This is a genomic window from Parapedobacter sp., from assembly GCF_053550995.1.
On record NZ_JBMQOC010000065.1, the window covers coordinates 37,731 to 58,645 of the forward strand.

General features: G+C 52.1%; 18 protein-coding genes. 7 read left to right on the forward strand and 11 right to left on the reverse strand.

What is annotated here, in order from left to right:
- The first annotated feature begins 130 nt into the window (after positions 1-130).
- Positions 131-1,618 (forward strand): sulfatase, encoded by a 1,488-nt coding sequence (locus tag ACO1NT_RS09710; protein WP_449048427.1) that lies wholly within the window; start codon positions 131-133, stop codon positions 1,616-1,618.
- Positions 1,619-1,634: 16 nt separating this feature from the next.
- Here ACO1NT_RS09710 and ACO1NT_RS09715 read toward each other — a convergent pair whose 3' ends face one another.
- From ACO1NT_RS09715 to ACO1NT_RS09755, 9 genes are all read right to left on the reverse strand, one after another.
- Positions 1,635-2,246 (reverse strand): class I SAM-dependent methyltransferase, encoded by a 612-nt coding sequence (locus ACO1NT_RS09715; protein ID WP_449048428.1) that lies wholly within the window; start codon positions 2,244-2,246, stop codon positions 1,635-1,637.
- Positions 2,247-2,332: 86 nt separating this feature from the next.
- Positions 2,333-3,292, reverse strand: coding sequence for a hypothetical protein (locus ACO1NT_RS09720; protein WP_449048429.1), 960 nt, complete (start codon positions 3,290-3,292; stop codon positions 2,333-2,335).
- A gap of 50 nt (positions 3,293-3,342) precedes the next feature.
- A complete protein-coding gene (locus tag ACO1NT_RS09725; RefSeq protein WP_449048430.1) occupies positions 3,343-4,515 on the reverse strand; it encodes an AGE family epimerase/isomerase in 1,173 nt (390 codons plus the stop codon).
- 42 nt (positions 4,516-4,557) lie between these two features.
- Entirely contained in the window at positions 4,558-6,690 is a 2,133-nt protein-coding gene (locus ACO1NT_RS09730) for a hypothetical protein (protein WP_449048431.1), read from the reverse strand.
- Positions 6,691-6,713: 23 nt separating this feature from the next.
- Positions 6,714-7,952: a hypothetical protein gene (locus tag ACO1NT_RS09735; RefSeq protein WP_449048432.1), complete on the reverse strand. Its 1,239-nt coding sequence runs from the start codon at positions 7,950-7,952 to the stop codon at positions 6,714-6,716.
- Positions 7,949-9,769, reverse strand: coding sequence for a sodium:solute symporter family transporter (locus tag ACO1NT_RS09740; protein WP_449048433.1), 1,821 nt, complete (start codon positions 9,767-9,769; stop codon positions 7,949-7,951). Before ACO1NT_RS09740 ends, ACO1NT_RS09735 begins: the two co-directional genes overlap by 4 nt.
- An 11-nt stretch (positions 9,770-9,780) precedes the next feature.
- Positions 9,781-11,595 carry a RagB/SusD family nutrient uptake outer membrane protein gene (locus ACO1NT_RS09745; protein ID WP_449048434.1) on the reverse strand — a complete coding sequence of 605 codons (1,815 nt, stop codon included), beginning with the start codon at positions 11,593-11,595 and terminating at the stop codon, positions 9,781-9,783.
- Positions 11,596-11,613: 18 nt separating this feature from the next.
- Positions 11,614-14,748 (reverse strand): SusC/RagA family TonB-linked outer membrane protein, encoded by a 3,135-nt coding sequence (locus ACO1NT_RS09750; protein ID WP_449048435.1) that lies wholly within the window; start codon positions 14,746-14,748, stop codon positions 11,614-11,616.
- A gap of 196 nt (positions 14,749-14,944) precedes the next feature.
- The gene (locus tag ACO1NT_RS09755) at positions 14,945-15,970 is read right to left on the reverse strand and encodes a LacI family DNA-binding transcriptional regulator (protein ID WP_449048436.1); all 1,026 of its coding nucleotides are present in this window, start codon (positions 15,968-15,970) and stop codon (positions 14,945-14,947) included.
- A 279-nt stretch (positions 15,971-16,249) separates the two neighbouring features.
- Between ACO1NT_RS09755 and ACO1NT_RS09760 the strand changes: the two genes are divergently transcribed.
- The 6 genes from ACO1NT_RS09760 to ACO1NT_RS09785 all read left to right on the forward strand — a co-directional run bounded on the left by ACO1NT_RS09760 (position 16,250) and on the right by ACO1NT_RS09785 (position 20,034).
- The gene (locus tag ACO1NT_RS09760) at positions 16,250-17,107 is read left to right on the forward strand and encodes an ABC transporter ATP-binding protein (RefSeq protein ID WP_449048437.1); all 858 of its coding nucleotides are present in this window, start codon (positions 16,250-16,252) and stop codon (positions 17,105-17,107) included.
- Positions 17,091-17,939, forward strand: a complete 849-nt coding sequence (locus ACO1NT_RS09765) for a hypothetical protein (protein ID WP_449048438.1) — start codon at positions 17,091-17,093, stop codon at positions 17,937-17,939. Before ACO1NT_RS09760 ends, ACO1NT_RS09765 begins: the two co-directional genes overlap by 17 nt.
- A 4-nt stretch (positions 17,940-17,943) precedes the next feature.
- Complete coding sequence (locus tag ACO1NT_RS09770; RefSeq protein WP_449048439.1) at positions 17,944-18,327, forward strand: GntR family transcriptional regulator; 384 nt, start codon at positions 17,944-17,946, stop codon at positions 18,325-18,327.
- Complete coding sequence (locus ACO1NT_RS09775) at positions 18,314-19,204, forward strand: hypothetical protein (protein WP_449048440.1); 891 nt, start codon at positions 18,314-18,316, stop codon at positions 19,202-19,204. The genes ACO1NT_RS09770 and ACO1NT_RS09775 overlap by 14 nt, the downstream gene beginning before the upstream one ends.
- 61 nt (positions 19,205-19,265) lie before the next feature.
- Positions 19,266-19,805 carry a DUF488 domain-containing protein gene (locus ACO1NT_RS09780; RefSeq protein ID WP_449048441.1) on the forward strand — a complete coding sequence of 180 codons (540 nt, stop codon included), beginning with the start codon at positions 19,266-19,268 and terminating at the stop codon, positions 19,803-19,805.
- A 19-nt stretch (positions 19,806-19,824) separates the two neighbouring features.
- Positions 19,825-20,034 carry a DUF2945 domain-containing protein gene (locus tag ACO1NT_RS09785; RefSeq protein WP_449048442.1) on the forward strand — a complete coding sequence of 70 codons (210 nt, stop codon included), beginning with the start codon at positions 19,825-19,827 and terminating at the stop codon, positions 20,032-20,034.
- A 122-nt stretch (positions 20,035-20,156) separates the two neighbouring features.
- Here ACO1NT_RS09785 and ACO1NT_RS09790 read toward each other — a convergent pair whose 3' ends face one another.
- The gene (locus tag ACO1NT_RS09790; RefSeq protein ID WP_449048443.1) at positions 20,157-20,354 is read right to left on the reverse strand and encodes a hypothetical protein; all 198 of its coding nucleotides are present in this window, start codon (positions 20,352-20,354) and stop codon (positions 20,157-20,159) included.
- Positions 20,341-20,547: a hypothetical protein gene (locus ACO1NT_RS09795; RefSeq protein ID WP_449048444.1), complete on the reverse strand. Its 207-nt coding sequence runs from the start codon at positions 20,545-20,547 to the stop codon at positions 20,341-20,343. The genes ACO1NT_RS09790 and ACO1NT_RS09795 overlap by 14 nt, the downstream gene beginning before the upstream one ends.
- Positions 20,548-20,915 lie beyond the last annotated feature (368 nt).

Below are 20,915 nucleotides of genomic sequence, written 5' to 3' on the forward strand. Positions count from 1 at the left end.
TTCCCGGTTAAATTACTGATACCGTGTGTAAAATATTTAACGTTTCCGTGATTTCACCATTTAATGCGTAAGTTTACAGATGGTATATCCAAAAGCACAGATGGCATTATTGTAAATTTAATATGAGGGCATGAGCATATTTATCCTGATTGCCGTTCTAACGCTCCTACCGCTTTTCAATGGAGCAGAAGTATCGGCCCAGAAACCTAACATCCTATTTTTATTTGTCGACGATTTACGGCCCGATTTAGGCGTTTACGGCAATGACGCCGTCCATACACCGAACCTTGACCGCCTGGCGAGGCGTGGGTACCTATTTACGAATCAGTATGCCAATGTCCCCACCTGTGGCGCATCGAGATATGCACTATTGACGGGGCAACTTCCCAAAACGGCAGGCCATCTGAGCAATGACGTGGCCCATCAATTGCTGCCCCATCGCCCAAGGAAAGACCTTCCCGAAACGTTCGTGGAACACCTCCGCAGAAACGGCTACCAAACAATCGGTGTGGGCAAGATAAGTCACGCCGCCGATGGATACGTCTATCCCTATACGGGAGAAAAAAGCGATGTGCTCGAATTGCCGCATAGCTGGGACGAGATGATCTTCAACGCCGGTCGCTGGAAGACCGGCTGGAACGCCTTTTTCGCACGGGCAGATGGGAATAGCAGGATTACGCTCAAGGGTCAGATGAAGCCCTACGAAAGTGCACCGGTAGAAGACACGGCGTATCCAGACGGTTTGACAGCGGCATTGGCCATCGAAAAGATCAAAACCCTTGCCACGCAGCGCCAGCCCTTCTTTTTAGGCGTGGGCTTCTTCAAGCCTCATCTTCCATTCAACGCACCGAAAAAATACTGGGACCTGTATGATGAGGATCGCATTCCATTGTCCGAATCGCCAGGCTTACCCAAAAATTTGGACCGCGCCAGTTTAACCCAGAGCGGGGAGTTTAATCGGTACGCGCTTGGCGAGGAACACCCCCGATTGGATGCACCCGTTTCCGCGGCATATGCAAGGAAGTTGAAACACGCCTATTATGCATCGATCAGTTATATAGACGCCATGATCGGCAACGTGCTCAACGTATTGCGCGAAGAGGGATTGGACCGAAATACGATCGTTATCGTGTGGGGAGACCATGGCTGGCACCTGGGAGACCATCGCATCTGGGGCAAACACACCTTATTCGATCAATCGCTGAAGAGTGCTTATATCATGAAATTGCCCCAGGGGCACCCCGGGAAGCAGGGCCGCGTCGTAGATGAAGTTGTCAGCGCTGTCGACCTATATCCCACGTTGATGGAGCTCTGCGGGTTGAAAATGCCACCCATCGCGTATGATGGCACATCCTATGCCACGTTATTGGCGAACGGCAGCGACCCACAATGGAAGAACCACGCCTTTGGATATTTCAACGAAGGGATCACGCTGCGGACCCCGCGATATCGAATCACGAAATATTTCAGGGATTCGCCTAATGCCGTGGAACTTTACGACCATGCGAACGACCCCCACGAGCACATGAATATCGCCGCACAGCGGCCAGATCTGGCCAACAGGTTACTGGAAAAACTAGCTGAAGGTAACACCGGACTTTACGACAAACCGGAGTAGGCAGCCCGGCCTGCATTCACGGCGTTGCCCTGAAAGCGCAAAACAGAAAACGCTGTTGCGTACCAAACGGCGTGGTGTGGTCTTGGGTGAGACACCCCATCTTCGTGAAACCGGTCGAAAGCCGCTCTTCCAGCGTCGATTCGCTATAACGTTGGACATCCAAACCACTGCACCGTTCGGGACCATCGGTTGAAAATGTGGCAATGACGACGCCGCTTGTGGCACAGGAGCGGATGGTGCCCAGGTACGCGTCGACCTGTTCACCGTGTGTCAGGAAATGGAATGTGGCGCGGTCATGCCAAATGTCGTAGGTCCGGACGGGCTTGAATTCGACAATGTCGGAGACCATCCACGTCACCCGGTCGGCACGATCGCCCAAACGCTTCCTTGCCCGTTCAATGGCCTGCGCTGAAATATCCAACACCGTAATGTCCGTATAGCCTTTATCCAGCAGGCCGTCCACCAAGCGGCCATCTCCACCACCCACATCGATCACCCCTGCGGATACCGGCAGGCCGAAGCTTTCGATCAAATCGAGGGATGTTTGCGGCACCGCCTGTGTCCAGCTCATTTCATCCGGTCGCTTCGTGGCATATACGTGTTCCCAATGTTCTTTTATCGATTCCATGCAGACGGCCTATCAATGAGCTAAGGTAAGAAACCCTGTGGAAAGTCGTGCTTGTTAAAGCCATTTCAATGGAGAACAATAGCATATTACGGAAACCAAGACGCCAGGAACTGTCCGGTAGTCCCTTCATAAGTCGCTTCGGCTAAAAACTCTTCACCCCTCTGGTTTCCCCAAGAATAATTAATAATAAGCTTTCCCCGGTATTCACAAAAATCAAAATCCGAATTGTTCGTATTGTCGGCCTCGGCTATCCTTTTGCGGCAAACTACGGATAACGCATCATTAAAAATCTTTTTGTCATCGGCCGATGGACGTAATACGGGATTCAATGGGCTAACTTCCCAATGGACAAAATCCCGCGAGCGGACCACCCGCATCTCAAAGCCATCATTCATTTCCAGAAAGAAGTTATAATAGTAGCCTTCGTGATATCGCAAGCAATGGGGAGCAGTATACCGCTCCATCGAATAATTATGGTCCGAGGGCAGCATGTCCCAATCCTTTAGGTCCTTCGATGTCGCGAATCGCGCCGTAAATCCAACCCCGGCCAGAGGCCCGCCGATTTCAAACATAAGCACATACCGTTTTCCGTCGTGAATCAGCGAGGTATTGAAGATTTCGTAGCCGGGCAATTCAAAAGCAATCCAACCCTCCCACCTCGTCAGGTCGTCCGAGACAAACACATGAATCTTATCGGCGCCCCAATCATCAACGGCGGTGACAATCATCTTATTTTGATGAACATATGCGCTACCGAGGTGAAACCCCGTAGCGAAGGGCGCCGTATGCGTTCCGTCGGTATGCGATACAAATCTAAAATAGGAATGGCCCGTATTGTTATCCCAATACCGCTCCCTCACGTATTCAAATCGATACACCTTCGCATCAAACACGACGGGGGTAGTTTCCACCAAATCGCAATCAATCGTTCCAAGCTTTACGATGTCCACCCGCTCGATCCGTCTGTTCACGTTCTCCTGACCCACTGCCGGAGCTGCCATCCACGCTGACCATACCATACAGGTAAAAAAAGTTATCGTCCGCATCCTATGAATTAATTATTTTCGTTTAGCCACGGATCCAACGCGGCGCCCCATCACTTGTTTTTCGCAAACCAATCAATCATCCACCAACAGAACCACTCTTGTCGGGGCAGGTGGAAGGGCCCCTTGAATAAGTTCCCTTTCGCCATCTGCGCGGGGGTTCCGTCCCGGTGTAAATAGCCAAACCATTCGCCATGCGTTTTGTCGTGGAAATGGGTGTATGCATAATCGTGCACCTGTTTGTGCATCCGGGCATATTTTCCGTCGCCGGTAAGCAGGTAGGCCAGCAGGGCCGCAATGATCAGTTCGTTATGCGGCCACCAGAACTTCATATCGTGGTAGTATTCCTGGACCGGCTTATGGTATACGTCCCTGAAATAATAGACCCCGCCATATCCCTGATCCCATCCGCGATCCCACGTATAATCGAGTATTCGGGTTCCAAGGTTGATCAGCCGTTGGTTATTGCCCTGGTGCCGTGCTTCGTTCAGTATGAACCAAGCTGCCTCGATGGCATGGCCCGGCAATAAGGTACGGCCATCGATGTGGTCGATGATATGGCCATCGGGTCCCACCTGCTCCATGACGCAGCGAATGTCATCCTTTACGAAATCCCGTTCTATTTCGTCAATCCATTTCATTATGTACGTGTCGCACCGCGGATCGCCGATCGTATCGCGAAGCTGCTGGGCCGTATTGACGAGTATCATGGGTACGCCAATCCCTTTCGCGGGCCTTTCCCCCGTAAATTTCGGCGCCAACAAACCGGGCTGTTCGGCATATTCGATACATTTACCGAAAAGGTCGCGCGCCTTATCGCCTATCCCGGCATTGCCACTCGCCCTGGCATATGCAGCGTACCCAATCACCGCGAATGTTTCCGAGAAAAAGTACCGCCGCTTTCTGATGGGCCTGCCGTCCCGGGTAAGGTGGAAAAACATCCGCCCATCCCCATCAAAACCATGTTTCTCCAGGAAATCAACTCCCATTCTGGCTCCTTCCAGCCATTCGTCCCTCTTTTCCAAGGTGTTGTATAAGGTAGACAGCAACCAGATGAATCTGCCTTGGATCCACACTGCTTTGTCGTCGTCGATCAACGACCCATCGCGATCGCGCATGAGCAGATACCCGCCGTATTCGTGGTCGAGCGACCGGGGAAACCAGTAAGGCAGGGTGTCCTCCAATAACTGCTTCCTATAAAATTCGCTATATTTCCGAAGCTCCATATTCATTTGTTCTTCTTGGCAACCATTTTCCTCTCCTGCCCGTTATTCCATCATCTTTTCAATGAGCGGTTCGGCCTGCTTCGATATGCCGGGGGCATCGGTGAGCTCCCAAAAACTTTTGCCGGTTTCCAGCTGTACCTGGGTGGTCACTATCCAGCTTTGAATCCACCCTGTAAGCGTGCACCAGGTTCCCCACCCAATATCCGAATTGGAGGCCCAATAATCCCACCTATCGTAATCGAATCCGCGGAACCATGCACCATCGAGATCGGGGTGCACTTCGCTTGTCACCTGGACGCGCGTCATGAAATCGGAAAGTTTGGCTACGGCCGCTTCATACTTTTCATCATGTGTCGCCGCCGCGGCTTCCGCCAAGCCAAACAACGCGAAATTGCATGTGTATAGCAGGCACGACGCGGGCTCCCCATTCTTAAAAATCAACGATCCCTCGTCCGACCCGTAGTCGGAATTCGAGTTCAGCGCCTTGAACCGACGCCCCTTGTCTCCGCCGATCTCTTCCCTGATTGCGCCACTTTCATCCTGATACTTAACGATGTCATCCACCAAGCGGTCGAGCCACCGCCGGTGTTCCGGCGTATCTTCCACACGTACCAGCCAAGCCAATGGCAGTATCATCCGGGCCCGTTGCATCTGCATACTGCTTCCCCACAGCCAGTCATTCGGGTAAGCCTCCATGGTAATCCGAATAGCCTCCTTCGTCTTTTCCAACAGGGGTTTGTAGTCGGTCTTGTCGTAAAGCCAGAGGTAACAAGCCCACATCCACGATTCGAAATGCGGAGAGATGTGCACCAAATCCCTGTTTCCATACGCCTGCCATCCTGATTCCAGTATCTCGGCCTCCGCCAGGCGCTCCCCCTGGAACCCCTTTTTACCCGCTAGCCTGAAGTTTGCCAGGATTCCCTCGATAATTTTCCCGTCCCACGTCGTTTCGTCTAGATAAGCGGAAGCACCGATGGCCCCCAACAGTGTCCTCGCATTGTCGTCTGCGTAGAAGACATAGGGATGCGTGGTGGCCCAGCCTATCATGCCGTACGAAGCACTATTTGGATTGTTTTTTTCGTCCGCCCGCAAATTCGACGTCCGAAATAAAAAGTCGAGCAGATTCTCCGATTTCGACTTAAGTTCCCCATCGCCCAATAGCTGGCCTGCCGCGGCCAGCGCCATGCTGGCTTCGCCCTGTACGTCTGCGCGCATCCAATACCGGTATTGTTGGGTGCCATCGTGGTTTATCGTCGATGTATGGCCTTCCAGGATACCCATGCTTCCATCACCCCGCGCATATTCGCGGGTTATGGGCGGGCCAACCGGCATCGTACCGTCGCCCTGGTAGTTGAGCCACCTATCCGTCCACGAGCTATCGAGAAAGAAATTCCCCTTCTCATACCAAGCCGCCCCCTTCCTGATACTGGTTAGGCGCGCATCAGCCGGTAGCGGCGCATCCTTGGAGAATGCTGGCCTTACATCCTGCGGCCAATCATTGATTTGGATATCCTGTCCGCCAAACAGTTCCGACAGGATGTGTTCCCACATCACCTCGACAGACGATACAGGTCCGTACCTGCCTTTTTGAAAGTTGGTCAACCCCGTGGTGCTGATCAATACGCCGTCTTTTTCGAATAAAGCAGCATGCACTTCGGTATCGGTAAGGCCAAACTCGGCCTTGTCAAATCCGACCACTTTCGCCAGCACAAGGAGGGGGTCATCGACCGTTACGGGCAACACATGGCTGTGGTGCAGCCCCAACAACGACATCGGTGGTAGGGCAAGGCCAAAGCGGTCCGACGTAATTACGCCGCGTTCCAAGCGCGTTTCCACGATGTCCTCACCGATTTCCAAACCTTCATAGGTACTTGGGTACTCCACATACACGCGTAACCCCTTATCGTTGATTTTTTTTAATAGATCGCCTGTGATCTGCATCAATGGATCCCGTTCGGGGTATCCTTTTGCAATCAAAAAAACCGGATTGCCTTTGCCGGCAGCGTCTACCGCCTCAGACGGACGATTGAAATAGCGAACGTTAAACCCTTCGTTTACCAAAAGTTTATACAGATCGTTTCCTTTATCGCCATAAAAAAACACCTCTTGAGATCGGAGTCCGCTGCATGCGGCCAACAACAGCCAGCATACAACCCATTTTAGTTTTGTCATCATATTCATTTTCTGGTTACTTACTTTCAAACGTCGGTTATGCGATTCGTTTCCTTTACGTACAACCGGTTCAACATATCCACGGCGACCCCAAAGATGCGCCTCTCGGCATCGGCTTCGAGGTACGACCATTTCCCGGGCCCGACTTCATAGCCCCCTTCCGCAAAAGCGCTACCTGTGGGGATATAGCCCACCGAACATTCGGCGTATCCGATCACGATGGTATGCGCAAACGGCGAGTGTTCCTCTATCCGCAACGCGGTCTCAACGAATGGTTCGCCGGGCAGGAACACCAGCGCCATGTTCCCGAGTTTCACCACATGGACGGTTGCCTGCACCTCCGCATCCGCCAAATCGAGTTCCCGTCTTCTGCTTAACTGCAGGGACTCACCAACGTGGAACAATTCGCCAGCGGCTTCCTGCCAGGTGTTGTTGCGTTCCGTTGCCTTCCGCATGATCGCCTGCGCATGTTTCACGGCATAGGCCGCCCCGCACGATACGGTCGGCGGATTTATGTTCCCCGCCGCGCCGTTCAGGAACATGGGGAATCCATTGGCCGGGTCCGATTCCCAAATGGCACACAATTCGCCGGGGAAATCGGGGGACACATGCGGCGAAAGCATTTCGTGCACCGGATGGCAAACGGCGTGGATAATGGAGGCTACCGCTTCCCCCTTTTTCGATAGGAACCGCACGACCCGAATGCGCCGGTCGATGGGTCCTTTCTCAAACAAATCGGGCGTCACCGGTTGCATGCTATCAGACATCGCCACGCCATCCGGCGAAACGATGCGGCGTTGCAATGAAAAGCCGTCCAATGTCGACGTGGCCAATTCCAATGCCGCCACCTCACCCAGCGACCGGATTGCCGCGGATATCGTACCGCTTATTATCCCCTCCAGGTCGCTCAACCACCGCTGATACGGTTCGGAGGCATACAAATCAGACAAGGCGAGTGATTCGGGGGCCGAATGGGTATGGGTACACGTGATGATCACGCGATCGGGCGGCACCGCTCCGCATGATGCGGCTTTGAACCGCTCCCACCCGTATACCGCGTCGCCATTCAGTCCCAGTAAATCCAACGACACCAGCACGACCCTATCGGGCCCCGATTCGAGCACCATCGCGCGGGCTTTGAGCGGCGCTCGCACCGCGTGAAACGGCGCGTACGTTCCGTTGACCGATGAAGTTAGAAAGCCCACTTCTAAGGGCGGGGTAATGTCTGACACACCTATGCCGACGCTAAATACGGTTTGACTCATCTATTAATTTTTCTTAAATCGTTGTCTCTATCCGTGAGCGCGTCGAGGTATTTCGATGCGCCCTTGCGGAAAATGAAGAATAAAACTACTGCCCCCAGGAGTTCAGCGGCACCGCGGCTATAATTCGCAAACCAGCAGTCGGTGATGCCGATAACCAATAGGCATATCGCCAAAAACCCCGTGAAGGCCAGGATAATGCCCGTTACGAGGGGCCTTCGGCTTTTCCACCTATTTCCAGCCCGATCCCGTTGCGCGTATTTGCCCCAGAAACCCAGTGGTTTGGCTTTGTCGTGGAAGCTTTGCAACAAATGGTCGGGGTCGGGCTTCGTAAGCAATGCCACCAGTACCCACAGCAATGTCGTGGCCGCCATTACCAACAATGTTTGCCACCACCAGGGCAATAGCAGGCGCTCGCCCATTGGCCTATCGAAATGGATAAGTACCTTGGGCACCAAAACCACCAGGCAGAAAAATAACGCCCCTCCGAACGAAGCAGCTATACGTGCTTTCCCGTTAAACCGCCACCACCACCACTGCGCCCAATTGGCCGGCAATTCCGCGGCGCTCAGTTGCAGCATAAAAATGGCGACGTCTACAATGAAATGCACCTGGAACACCACGGCCAGAGAAATACCGAGGATCAGTCCCATCGCCAATTTCCCCATCCGCAGATAGTGCTTCTCGGGTTTGTTTCCGACAAACCCCCGCCGGTAAATATCACTGACCAATACCTGCCCCCCGAAATTCAAATTGTCTGCCACCGTAGACATCGTGGCAGCCAACATGGCGGCCACCAAAATCCCGACGGCACCCGCTGGGAGCATCTCCTTCATCAGCATGCCGTACACCTCCTCCCTGTCGAAACCCGGTTCGCGCAATTCCGGCCAGATCACCGCTGCCGATATGCTGGGCAATGTAACCAGCAAAAGCAGGATGAACATGGTGATAGCCGTTACGACATACATGGTCAGTGCTTCCTTGGGGCTACGGGTAGATAGGATCCGCTGGCCCTCCATCGCGCCACCCATCGGTGCTGCGTCACCTCCGTAACCGATGCTCTGCCCCACCATCCAGGCCAATGCGGCCATCATGGGAAACACCTCGTGGTCTGGTGGTGGAATGAGCCGGGTGATCTCGGGGTTGGTCGTACCGAAAGTGTCTTTGATGGCAGCCACCATCTGGGTGGCACCACCAAAATGATGGAGCGTAAAGAAGGCCAGGGTCATGGCGCCAATGATGAAAATAGTCATCTGGATGAGGTTCGAAATCACCACGCCCTTGTAGCCCGAAAAGAAAACGAACACGAAAGACACCGGGACAATCAGCGCCAATGTTTCCATTTTGCTGAATCCGAATGCAGGTTCCATGATCTTGCATGCCGCCAACAAGGTGATCCCTGTCCATGCCGGCATAGCGATCAGCGAGGTTCGGATCGCAATCCACAGGCGCATGGCATTGGCTGTGCGCGGTTTAAACCGCAGGTCGTAAAATTCCAGCGAGGTAAACAGGTTAAGCCTCCGCCAGAAGAATGCAAACAATACCCCCGCAAGGAAGAGCGCCAGCCCAAACCTACTGAGGTACCACCATGAAATGAATGCTCCGGTAACCACCGCCAACCCACCGTATCCCGTAGCCGCATCGGGGCTCACCAGCGCAGCGCTATAGGACACGCCATTGAGCCATCCGGGCACTTTACGTCCGCCCAAAAAGAAGTTTTCCATACTTCCAGCAGCGAACTTCCGATGCCACAGCGAGAGCGCGATCATCAACGTGAAATAGGCGATGATTATCCAAATATCGAGCTGACTCCAAGCCATCTACTTATCCGTTAGTCCCAACCTGGGTTTTGAATCAAATTAACGTTTTTTTCCGTCTCGATGAAGGGTATTGGCCAAAGGTTATGTTTTTGTTCGAATATCCGTGATTCAACCACCGTCCGCCGGTAAAAATCATCACTGCTCATCGTATATCCGGGCGTATTGATATCGATGCCATGGATAGGGCCGTCATTGACGTCTTCCGCAATTTTCCATCGGATGCAATCGAAATACCGATGTGTTTCAAAAGCCAATTCTATCCGGCGTTCGCGCCTGATGCGGTCGCGCATCTGTTCCTGGGTCAACCCTTCCGGCAGTGCAGGTATCCCGGCACGCTCCCGGATGAGGTTCACATAGGTGTACACGTCGCCCACCGGCCCAGAAACCTCGTTCAATGCTTCCGCGTAGTTGAGGTACTGTTCGCCGAGCCTGAAAAAGATCCATGTACGCGCCGGCCCGCTCCGTGTGGCCATATCATAATCCGGATGTGTCAGCTTTTTCATCAGGTAGCCCGTCCGTGTAAACGCCCCCTGGCCGGGCTGGCGGCCATTGGGCCCGCCGAACCAGAATTTCAGTCCGTCGGTTACCATCTTATACTTGGCGCCCGTAAAGTTGATGCTGGCGTAAAACCGAGGTTCGCGGCCCACATACATGCTACGGGTCCCAGCCACGTACATGGCGGTTTCTTCCGTGTCGTTTTCCGTTTCGTTATATCCCGAAGCGGGATTGATAATCGGCGTCATATCCGCATGGTATCCGGTTATCGGTATTTCGCCGTTGGCCATGTGGTAGGCATCCACCTGCTCCTGGGTAACTCCCTGGTGGGGGAAAAACGCCCCCGGAATCCCCCAAGGTTCGCTGTAGGTGTCCAGATGGATGTAGGAAGGATCGTTGCGTGTGAAGAACACCTCGTCATTGAAATTCACATAAAAAGTTTCCTGGTAGTTAGCGATCGGGTCGTTGGAGGCCGACCGGTGGAGCCGATGCCCGGCTTGCGCCGCGGCATCGATACAGGCCTTGGCCGCGGCCGCGGCCGCTTCCCAACGGGCGGCGGAGAAGTCGGGGAACAACCGAACTCCGTCCAGGTCCTTGAAATCGGCGTAATCCGGATTGCCGTTCCAGAATGGACTAGCCATATAAAGCAATACCCTTCCCCTGAGTGCCAGCGCAGCAACTTTCGACGGCCTCCCCAAGTCGTTCTGCTGCAAGATCCGTGGCGGCAGCATGTCTGCCGCGCGGTTGCAGTCGTCCACGATGAACTGCACCCCCTCGTCAATGGGCAGCCGCTTGAATACCTTGAAATCCTCATTCAGCCCCAGGGTCCGGTTGAAGACCGGGATGGGGCCATAGATCCGCATCAGCAGGAAGTGGTAAAACGCCCTTAAAAAGTATACCTCCCCGATCCACTGGTCGATCACTTGCTGCGGGTAAAATTCATTAGGACGCAGCATATGGATGTATTCCAAGAAGATATTACAGTTCCGGATCGCCTGGTAAAAGGGGCTCCAGCCACTGGATGTGTACGTATTGGAACTCCAGTTGCCTGCATTCATCAAATTCGAAAAGAACGGCTCATGGGTAATCTCCATCTCATCTGCCGCCCCGTTGAACGGATTCGCCACGCCTGTGTTGTCCACCATCATGGCTTCGTTGGGCAGGTGGGCATAGATATTCGCCAGAAACTCCCTGGTGAAGGCAGGGTTCGTAAAAACCTGTTCAGGTGTAAGGTCCTCGTCTGGCGTTTTGTCCAGAAAGTCCTTTACGCAAGATTGCATGATGAAAAGGACAGTCAGCAAGGGTATGGTTATATATTTGAACTTTTTCATAATACCGGAAATAAAGGGTTAAAAAATAACGTTGATACCGAAATTGATATTCCGCGAAATGGGGTGGCCACCCGTGCCATAATTCGATTCGGGGTCGATCGCCTTGATGTGGTCCCAGGTATGCAGGTTGGTGCCCTGGATGAAAAGACGCAGGTTGGAAATCCCATACTTCGAGGTCAAATGGGAATCAAACGAATACCCCACCTCGGCATTCTTTATCCGGAGGTAGTTGCCGTTTTTCCGCCACAGGCTCGAAGACGCATAATTGTTCTCACTGGCCGCACGGATCGCCGGGTAGATCGCATCGACATTGTCTTCTCCCGGCACCCATCGGTTGTCATAGTATTCCCGTAGTACGTTATACTTCCCCACACCAGCGAAGAACGGGCGCATCGGCCATCCCGCCCCGTAAAAGAAGTCCCGGTTTGCGGCTCCCGTAAAAAACAGCGATGCATCAAACCCTTTCCAAGCCAACGTGGTCCCGAAGCCATACATCACCAACGGTTCGGGCCCGTACTGGCCGAAGTAGGTGATGTCCTCGAGATCGATGCGGTCATTCCCATTCAGGTCGGCATATTTGATATCCCCGGGGCCATAGGTGCCGAATATCGATTGGGTAGGGCTGTTCGCGATATCGGCATCATCCTCGAAGAAGCCCTTCGCCAGGTAACCGGCAGCCGCGCCAATGGCGTGCCCGCGTGGATTATGGTGTTCATAGATATAGGGAACGTCGTTTTCGATGATCTTATTCTTCGTATAGGTGAAATTGGCCAACAGGGAATAAAAGAAACCCGAAGCGGTGGTGTTCCGCACCTGGAGGCTGCCTTCGAAACCCCAATTGGAGGTGATGCCGATGTTGCCGAAAGGGATTACCCCTGTTGGGTAGCCGGAGTACCACGGCACTGACGACCGCCTGAGCAACTGGTCCTTCCGCAGCTCGTAGAAATAGTCGCCCTGGAAACTCACCACCGAGTTGAACAGCTCGATGTCTGCACCGAGGTTGGTTTTATAGGCTTTTTCCCAGGTCACGTCCTCGTTACCGATGCTGCCTTCACTTTTGCCGCCGATGCCATTATTCTGGTTGAGCCCGTATACGTAGCCGGCAGCCGATTTGTTGTAGGAAGAGAGGAACAGGAAGCGGCCACCCCCGATCTGGTCGTTACCCACCAGGCCGTACGAACCCCTCAGCTTAAGCATGTTGATGGTATTCGTATGCCAAAAGCGCTCGTTCGAAACCACCCAGCCAGCCCCAATGGATGGGAAAAGCCCATATTGCTTTCCTTTGGGAAAGTTTTCGGACCCATTATAGCCTGCGTTCAATTCCAGGAGGTACTTTGCGTCATAGTTGTAGGTAAGCCGTCCGACGAGCCCTTGCCTTCTTTGGGGGAGGTTGGCGATCGAGCTACCCGCGTTGACGTTTACAAACTCCCGTTTGTTGCCCAAGAGCAGGGCCGATACCGTATGCTGGCCAAATGTGCGGTCGTATGTGAGGCTCAGGTCGCCGTATATTGTCTTATAGTTTTCATTGGCGAGGCTGAATCCGAGGGTCGACTCCGAACTGACCAGCGTATAGACGTCCTCACCCGTTTCGCTATCCCGTGTATAGTAATACGTTTCGGGCGACTTCGTCCTGAAATTCTGTGTAATATCCACCACGTCGTACGCCACCAGTCCCTTCACCGCCAAACCAGGAAGCAGCGACGAAAGGTCCCACCGGAAATTCAAGTTGCTCACGATGGTGTTGTAATACTGCTTGGTGTACCCCATCTGGGTAAGCAGCGTATACGGGTTGACGGCGCCATCCACCCCGATAGCGCCCGGGGCCGAACCGTCCGGATTAGTGAGCGGATACATGAGCGGGGTTACCAGTTCCATGATGGCGAAAGCCGATTGAGTGCCCACTCCGGGGTAATTCGTACCCGAAACGATGCCCGATAACCCCAGGTTCATATCAAAATTGGAAGCCAGCTTCAAGTCGATATTCGACCGGAACTGGTACCTGTTCAGCAGGGCGTTCGTATTGTAGTCGTTCAACGAACTTTCGTTGTAGATACCCTCTTGGAGGGTATAGCCCAGGTTTACATAGTATTTTATGTATTCGGTACCGCCCGAGACACCCAGGTTATTGATGTTTTGCTTGGTGGTCTCTTTCAGCACTACCTCATACCAATCGACATTGGGATAGATGTAGGGATCGGAACCGTCTTTGAACTTATTGATCTCTTCGGGGGTATACCGCGGTGCCTCGCCGATATTGGCCAACGCCTCGTTGTGGAGCGAAGCGTACTCATACGCATTGATCACCTCGGGTACGCGCAGGGGCGTTACCGTGGCAAACTCCGACCGGAACGTCACTTTCGGTTTTCCGGCGCTCCCCCGCTTCGTGGTGATTACGATGACGCCGTTCGCGCCCCTATTCCCATATACAGCCGTTGCGGTCGCATCTTTGAGCACGGTAAAATCGGCAATTTCCTCGATGTTAATGGTGTTCCAATAGTTCTGAAGTTCCCGCTCCACACCATCTACGATGACCAGTGGATTCCTGCCCCCACTGATGGATGCAATCCCCCGAATGTACACGCTTGCCGCGTCATAGCCCGGTTCGCCCGATGACTGCCTGGTAATGACCCCCGCGATCTTCCCGCCAATCGTATTACTTAACGAAGGGGTAGAGAATTTACGGATTTCGCCAACCGATACGGACGAGACCGCCCCGACCATGGTTGTCTTTTTCTGCGTACCGAATCCTACCACAACGACCTCATTCAGCTTCTGCCCTTCTTCATCGATGGCTAGCTGGATGCTGAAATCACGCTCCTCGCCAATGCGGATTTTTTTGGTCGTATAGCCTACATAACTGATCACCAACGAATCCTGCTCGCTATCCGCCTCGATGAGGAACCTGCCATCCAATCCCGTCTTCACCTCCCTTGCCGCCGGCAGTACCTGTACGGACGCATCCACCAAGGGCTCGCCCGATTCATCGGCCACGATGCCCCGCACGATAAATGGATCTTGCACCTCCGTTGCGGATACGCCCCCATGGCCGGCCCCGGCAAATGCCAACGTGGCCCCGTAACCCAACCAAAGTGTCAGCAGCAATCGCCTACCTACGATCCACCATGCTTTACTAAATTTAAGGAAAACAATCATAATGGTTAAATATTAGTTAGTTAAAAAAACATTAATTATTCCCAAACTTCACTTCGCCTCCTTATCGAATATACACGATTGCCCCAGCCGCATCCCCGCACCTGCCGTTGCCCCGCCTAAATGAATACGTATTCATTTATTCCAAAAAAAATAGGCCCCCTGCAAAAGAATACGTATTCATATAGACGCAAAAAAATCATTTGCCATTCCTGTTTCTTACGGTGTTCCTAATCACAAGCCGGCCCTTCATGACCAGCTTCTTGGGCTTCCGGGCTTTGCCGTTTATCTCTTCAAGCAGAATAGCTACCGTATTGTCGACCATCCCCTCCAATGGCTGCTCCCACGTGGTTAGGCTATATGAGGTCCATTCACTCATCCGGATATTATCGAACCCGATTACCGAGACATCGCGCGGCACGTCGAACCCCACCTTTCTGATGGCATCCATCACGCCGAGCGCGATGATGTCGTTCCCCCCGAAGATGCAATCGATATCCTGGTGGCTCGTCATCAGTTCCTGGGCCAATTCAAAGCCGCTGTCGTAGGTATAGTCGCCCGCTTCCAAATGGAGCTTACTTACGCCATTCTCATCCAGCACCTCGCGGAAACCGCGTAATCGGTCTTGCGAAATGGACGTATCGGGCGGACCGGATATGTAGGCGAAATTGCGGTGCCCGGTTTTGATCAGGTAAGTCGCAATCTGCTTCGCAGACAGGTAATTATCGCATAAAACAGCGCTATTAGCCGAATTATCCGCATACCGGTTGAATATCACCACGGCGATGCCATTTTCGCGGAACCTTTCTTCCGCGTCTTGTGTAAGCAGCGCGTCTGAGATAATCACACCCGCTACATTATACTCCAACAGTTTATGGATTTCGCCTTCCTCAATATGCTCGTTCTCCGAATTGATAAAAATCAAATGGTAACCCAACGCCGAAAAGCGGTTATGGAATATTTCAAGAACAGCCGAATAAAACGGGTTACGGATGGTTCGCATCACGATACCGATCAACATGCTCCGACGCGTGATCAGGCTCCTTGCATGCGCATTGGGCCGATAGTTCAACTTCCGCGCGGCCTCCATGATCTGGTTGCGCTTCTTTTCCGAGACCTTCGTCGTACCTGCAAACACGCGTGAAACCGTCGCTTGCGAAACGCCCGCCAGTTCGGCTACATCATGCGATGTGAAATGCTTCTTTTCCAAATCAGCCTTCTTCATTTTTGAATTCGTATACAAACATAAGAAGTACATCGAAGAAAACAAATTATTTTTTTATGAATACCATCCTTTTTTTCCTCCCCCGCCCCTTCCCTACTGCCATGGCCGGCTTACCGCCTTCCGGCACGAAACCAATACCAATGCAATGGCAACTCCGACACCCGCCGTGCTACGCTGAGTGAGTTCGCACAGGAATTATTATTCTTTTTTAAAAAAAATTTGGAGGTAACAAAAATACGCCTACATTTGTAGTGTACTATTAAACTAATACACTAAGCAATGATTCACCTTCAAAACATTTCCTACGCTTACCGTAAAAGCAGGCCGGTGCTTACCGATGTACACCTCGACGTTAAGCCCGGGCATATTTATGGCCTGCTGGGCGAAAATGGAGCTGGCAAATCCACGTTATTGAAAAGTTTAGCCGGTCTTGTTTTTCCTCAGCAGGGAGAAATCAGCGTCATGGGCTATCAGCCGGCCCACCGGACGCCTGAGTTCCTGTCCCAGCTGTTCTTCATTCCCGAGGAGTTTACGCTACCTCCGGTGCGCCTATCCCGGTATCTGGACACCTATACCCCCTTTTATCGCGATTTTGACCGTGGATTGTTTAACCAGTTACTCACCGATTTCGACATCGGCCATGACGTACACCTCGAGGAACTTTCTTTCGGCCAGAAAAAGAAAGTCTTCATTGCTTTCGGTCTGGCTACCAAAACGCGTTTGCTTTTGATGGACGAACCGACCAACGGACTGGACATCCCCTCCAAATCGCAGTTCCGGAAAATCTTGGCCACCGCCCTCACCGAAGACCGCTGCTTTATTATATCCACCCATCAGGTGCGCGACCTGGATAACCTCATCGATGAATTGATTATCCTCGGCAACCAGCGCATTGTGCTTGCCGCATCGGTTGAGCAGATCTGCCAACGCCTTGCGTTCAAATCGGTCAAGGAAATGACCGATAATATGCTCTATGCCGAACAGACACTAACCGGTGTCCATGCCATCCTGCCCAATACCGATGCGGAGGAAACACGCATTGATATTGAACTGTTTTTTAAAGCGGTGGCATTAAAAGGACCGCAGATCACCCAAATATTCACTCCAGCTATTCCCCATCATGAACAACACGTTTAGTACCCGCCGTTTTGGCCTTTTATTTCGAAAACAATGGATAGAAAACCGGAAGATTTTTTTAGCCAGCTCGGTCATCCTGTTTGGCTGCATCTCGCTGTTCTACCTATTCAATATTGTTGGCGACCAGTTCTTTCAACGGGATAGCCATCACGTAACCGGTTTAAATGCCTATACGTACTTTCGCTTTTCCTCGCTTCGGTTTAGGGAAAGCATCCTGGGATTATCCGGCCTCGGTTATATCGCGCTGCTTTCGGGACACTATTACGCCAGGCTTAGCAAACCGGCCACCGCTATACAAGAACTGACGCTACCGGTTTCGGCCACCGAAAAACTGCTGGTCGGCCTCGTATCCGGTAGTCTGCTTACCATCCTCACATTTGCCATGGTATTTTTGGTTACCGATACCGCTTTTGTCACGGTATTACGGACAATTTACAGCGATGTCACCTTCGAAAATAAAACCGTGGAGCTAAGCCAAGCCAATTACGGTTATGAACACGCGGGCTTTAAATACTACTATCAGGTATTGGACAGCAAATCAAGGGCGATATTACCCGTCATCGGCTTCCTGCTCAGCAGTATATTTACGGTGGGCTCCATTTATTTCCGGAGATTTCCGTTTATCAAAACGGGTGTTGTCCTTGTCGGCATAGTAACCTCGCTGATAGCTACCAGCGAGTTGTTGGATAAGATGCTGCGGAAAGGCCAGGTAAAGGTAAACGGCTTTGCGCCAAATGGCTTTGAGGAAGTTACCGCCGTACTGTTCCTTATTACGCTTATCGGCGCCTTTTGGGCGGCCGCTTATTTCAGGCTAAAAGAAAAGGAGGTATAAATAAATGGACTTTAAAGATAACAAGGCCATCTACCTGCAAATATCCGACTATGTGTTTGAGCATATCCTGTTGGGCCGCTGGCAAGCCGCGGAAAAAATCCCTTCGGTGCGCGAACTCGCTGCCGCGCTGGAGGTAAACCCCAATACGGTAGCCCGGACCTATGAATTGCTGCAAAACCAGCAGATCATCCAGAATAAGCGGGGTGTCGGTTTTTTTGTAACAAACGATGCCATAGCTAAAACCAGGGCGATCCGCCGGCAGGAATTCATGGATAAGGAACTGCCGGTGTTCTTCAGAACGATCTATCTGCTGGATATTGATATAGAACAATTAAAACATTTATACGAAAACTTCGTTAACACCACCTTTCAACATGAAAACAAGTAATATTTTTCTCCTCATTGCCCTGATTCCTATTCTGGGATCTTTCCTCGGATCAACCCTAATGGGCCAATACGTAAGCAAACAGCAATATGACCAAAATTTAGTGGAAAGCATAAAATCGTTGGAAACACACACGTATAACCACAAAACTGAGATCTTTGACCAGCCCTTTGACCGCATTGTGATCAGAAACACGCAGCCAAACCTCCGGGTGTACGAAAACTTCGGCACATATACCCGCACTAATACATACAATGAAATCAGGTGGATCCAATCGGAAAAGTGCGGATTAAAAGCACCAGATCACAATGATTTCATTGAGCACAGCTTCATAGAAAACAATACACTGGTAATCTATACCGCCTATCCAAATAAATTTACTGGCGGTACGACCACCCTATATTCTCCTTCCTTAACCCACATTGCCATCGAAAATATCGGGACAGTGCGCCTCGCCAACACCGTCGCGGACTCGCTCAGCATCACCGCCACGCGCAGCCATTTCGAGATTGGCGGAACATCGGCCTTCGAAAAACTGGATATCCAGGCCAACGAGCAAAGTGCGGTATCGGTTGAGGCCCGGCATGTGGGTGAAGCCCGGTATACCCTATCAGCAAGCAACATACGGAGTCGGATCGATTCTTGTGTTGCCCTGTATATCCAGGGCGACAGCCTCAGCTACGCGGAGATTGCTCCGTATCTCGAAAAGGACTATCCCTCACAGAATACGCTCCAATATCTCCGCTTTAACAGCGAGCTCATGGGCCTCCATATTGAAGGTACGCGCATCGTCCAAATTGACGGAAACAAAGCGAACCTCAGCTTAAACATGAGCGCCCAACAAGTCCAAGAAACGTTAGCGGTAGTGAACGCCAACTGAAGCGGCCGTATGGACGGCGCAGTCGAGGAAAACAATCCAGCCGACTATCGGTTAGCTCATTGTGAAGCCACCGCACGGACACGTCATTTATACCATCGGGCATTCCAATCGTCGCCTGGATGAATTTATGGCGATGTTGCAATCTTTTGCCATCGAATACCTTGTGGACATCCGAAGGCTCCCCGGTTCGCGGAAGTTCCCGCAATTTGACCAGGATCATCTTGCCCACTCCCTGGCCGGAATTGGGATACAGTATGTGCATATAAGCGAACTGGGCGGCAGAAGAAAGGCAAAAAAAGATACGCAAAACAACCGGTGGCGCAACGACTCCTTCAGGGGCTATGCAGACTATATGGAAACCGAAGATTTCGAACGGGCCATCATCCGGCTGGAAGCGATTGCTTTAACCCATCCAACGGCATACATGTGCTCGGAAGCCGTTTGGTGGCGGTGCCATCGCGCCATGGTATCCGATTACCTAAAGGCCAAGGGCTGGACGGTCTTGCACATCATGGCGCGGGGCAAAACGGAGGAACACCCCTATACATCGCCTGCGAGGATTGTTGGCGATCACGTTTTTTACTCAGACGAAGAGTTGTAACACCGATAAACTCCTTAGCATGGCCAAAAAATTTAAAGTCGGCGATCAGGTCCGTTGGAATTCCGAAGCCGGCCACGTTTCGGGCACCATCATCAAGGTGCACACCGCCGATTTCGATTACAAAGGGTACACCCATCACGCCACCGAAGCGGATCCGCAGTATGAAATCAAAAGCGACAAATCGGATCACATCGCTGCCCACAAGGGGACTGCACTGACAAAAAAGTGAAGCAGAAGCTAATGAGAAGGTAGTTTATTACCTAAGGGAACCTATGAAGTGCAGTTATGCTATTACTCAAATCCATCAAACGTGGTAACCATTCGCATAGAATGAGGCACTACTACGGCCGCTCACGTATTTCCACCGAACCGCCCCTTCGCCCGCCGTTTTAGCCGTTGCAGCACCCAGCTTACCGCAAAGCTCACCACCGCGCCAATGGCGGCCAGCACCATCGTTTTCAGTACATCATCGGTATTGATGAATGCAAAGGCACTGAGCAGCGTACCGCTGCCCGTGCCAATGCCGAGTTGAAGGTTACTCGTTTTCATTGCCTCCATCCTCCCGTTTACCCATGCCGTTTTCCACCGCTTCCAACACGCCCAGCACCAGCGCCACGTACTTGGCCACCGCCACCACTTTTCGCGGCAGCTTCAATGGTGCCGCCATGATCACTTGGCTGACCACCCCCAACACCTCCTTAATTTTTTCATAAACTGATTGCTCGTTATCTTTTGATTTCATGATTTTTATGTTTTAAGTTTCGTATTCCAGTAAATAATACCATTTCGCGCGTTACTACGTGTTTAGTAAGGATTTACGGTTCACATCCCCAACTCCCGGTTTTGACCTGTCGCAAACATGGCCTAGCGTACGCAGTATGCAGACGAGGCGTGGTCAGCCGATAAAACCTCCAACCACACCTACCTTAACTTCCCCCAAGCGTTTTTCGGCTGCCACGCAAGCGGCCTAGCGTACGCAGTATGCAGACGCGGCGTGGTCAGCCGATAAAACCTCCAACCACACCTACCTTAACTTCCCCCAAGCGTTTTTCGGCTGCCACGCAAGCGGCCTAGCGTACGCAGTATGCAGACGCGGCGTGGTCAGCCGAT

Coding starts and splice junctions, on each gene's coding strand:
- ACO1NT_RS09710 (WP_449048427.1), top strand. CDS start 131: ATGAGCATATTTATCCTGATTGCCGTTCTAACGCTCCTACCGCTTTTC.
- ACO1NT_RS09715 (WP_449048428.1), bottom strand. CDS start 2,246: ATGGAATCGATAAAAGAACATTGGGAACACGTATATGCCACGAAGCGA.
- ACO1NT_RS09720 (WP_449048429.1), bottom strand. CDS start 3,292: ATGCGGACGATAACTTTTTTTACCTGTATGGTATGGTCAGCGTGGATG.
- ACO1NT_RS09725 (WP_449048430.1), bottom strand. CDS start 4,515: ATGGAGCTTCGGAAATATAGCGAATTTTATAGGAAGCAGTTATTGGAG.
- ACO1NT_RS09730 (WP_449048431.1), bottom strand. CDS start 6,690: ATGATGACAAAACTAAAATGGGTTGTATGCTGGCTGTTGTTGGCCGCA.
- ACO1NT_RS09735 (WP_449048432.1), bottom strand. CDS start 7,952: ATGAGTCAAACCGTATTTAGCGTCGGCATAGGTGTGTCAGACATTACC.
- ACO1NT_RS09740 (WP_449048433.1), bottom strand. CDS start 9,769: ATGGCTTGGAGTCAGCTCGATATTTGGATAATCATCGCCTATTTCACG.
- ACO1NT_RS09745 (WP_449048434.1), bottom strand. CDS start 11,595: ATGAAAAAGTTCAAATATATAACCATACCCTTGCTGACTGTCCTTTTC.
- ACO1NT_RS09750 (WP_449048435.1), bottom strand. CDS start 14,748: ATGATTGTTTTCCTTAAATTTAGTAAAGCATGGTGGATCGTAGGTAGG.
- ACO1NT_RS09755 (WP_449048436.1), bottom strand. CDS start 15,970: ATGAAGAAGGCTGATTTGGAAAAGAAGCATTTCACATCGCATGATGTA.
- ACO1NT_RS09760 (WP_449048437.1), top strand. CDS start 16,250: ATGATTCACCTTCAAAACATTTCCTACGCTTACCGTAAAAGCAGGCCG.
- ACO1NT_RS09765 (WP_449048438.1), top strand. CDS start 17,091: ATGAACAACACGTTTAGTACCCGCCGTTTTGGCCTTTTATTTCGAAAA.
- ACO1NT_RS09770 (WP_449048439.1), top strand. CDS start 17,944: ATGGACTTTAAAGATAACAAGGCCATCTACCTGCAAATATCCGACTAT.
- ACO1NT_RS09775 (WP_449048440.1), top strand. CDS start 18,314: ATGAAAACAAGTAATATTTTTCTCCTCATTGCCCTGATTCCTATTCTG.
- ACO1NT_RS09785 (WP_449048442.1), top strand. CDS start 19,825: ATGGCCAAAAAATTTAAAGTCGGCGATCAGGTCCGTTGGAATTCCGAA.
- ACO1NT_RS09790 (WP_449048443.1), bottom strand. CDS start 20,354: ATGAAAACGAGTAACCTTCAACTCGGCATTGGCACGGGCAGCGGTACG.
- ACO1NT_RS09795 (WP_449048444.1), bottom strand. CDS start 20,547: ATGAAATCAAAAGATAACGAGCAATCAGTTTATGAAAAAATTAAGGAG.